This is a genomic window from Teredinibacter waterburyi (genome assembly GCF_001922985.1).
GTDB lineage: Bacteria > Pseudomonadota > Gammaproteobacteria > Pseudomonadales > Cellvibrionaceae > Teredinibacter > Teredinibacter waterburyi.
In genome coordinates this window covers 1-953 of record NZ_MRUH01000030.1, presented here as the reverse complement: position 1 = coordinate 953, position 953 = coordinate 1, and the positions used below count along the sequence as shown (strand labels likewise).

General features: G+C 38.7%; 1 protein-coding gene. It reads left to right on the top strand.

Annotation, left to right across the window (positions count from 1 at the left end):
* Nucleotides 1–73 precede the first annotated feature (73 nt).
* A complete protein-coding gene (locus IDZ20_RS04785; protein WP_188150296.1) occupies nucleotides 74–796 on the top strand; it encodes a hypothetical protein in 723 nt (240 codons plus the stop codon).
* The last annotated feature ends 157 nt before the right edge of the window (nucleotides 797–953 follow it).

Genomic DNA, 953 nt, shown 5'->3' with positions numbered 1-953 from the left:
CCACTTTACCGCAAAACTCCACTCCACACGCGGCACAGGTTAACGCGGCGTTAGCTGTAAAGGAGAGTTAAGCATGAGCGTCAAAGAGAGCTTTAAAAACTGGGCGTTAGGATTTTCAGGTGTCGACGGCGGAGATATTGGAAGCCCTGATAAAAAATCTCGATGGGTCTGTGGTATTGAGTGGGGTGCAGGACATACACCAGATGAATTAGAAGCCTGTTTAAATGATTCTCCTGATGAAATACCAAAGGGTTACGATTCTTGGGAAGAAAATATCGCTTATATATTTAATTGGCAGGTTATGAAATTATTTTCTGCTATTGGCGGTGATAGTGTAGATAACTATAAAAAATTTGCCAAAAATGTAAAGCCGTTTGTTTGTGGTGAGCAAGGGTATTTTAAAATGAATCTATACCCTATTGCTTTTAAAGATACAGACCAAGAAAAATGGATAAAAGAGTTTTCAGACATTACTGGCTTCAATAACAAACAGGAATATATATCTTGGTGCAAGCAGAATAGACTAAATAAAATTAGAAAGTGGGCTTCTATATATTCCCCTGAATTAGTTATCTGTTTGGGGAAAACGTATGCCGATGATTTTTTAGCGGCATACTGTGATAGTGAAAGTAAGCTTAATTTTGAAACTATAGATGATCGAGAGATTTCCTGGTGTATCAACTCCAGTGGCACTTTAGTAGTAATCTTGCCGTTTATGGTTAACCAAAATGGTCTAGTTAAAAATGATTCTATTCAAAAAGTTGGTGAGCGTATATCGGAGCTATTATACAGCTAACAAGTGCAAGCAACGGACATTTTTTGCGCGGCTTCTTTTGTGTTTTAACGCTACGCTAACACAAAACAACCCACACAAAAAATGCCGCTGTTGCAGGCGTTAGCACCCTCCATCAATATGCAACGAGCTAAGGGATCTACGATGAACAGGCAAATAT

What these genes read in the sequence shown, in the direction of transcription:
- IDZ20_RS04785 (WP_188150296.1), top strand. Translation starts at nt 74, where the DNA reads ATGAGCGTCAAAGAGAGCTTTAAAAACTGGGCGTTAGGATTTTCAGGT.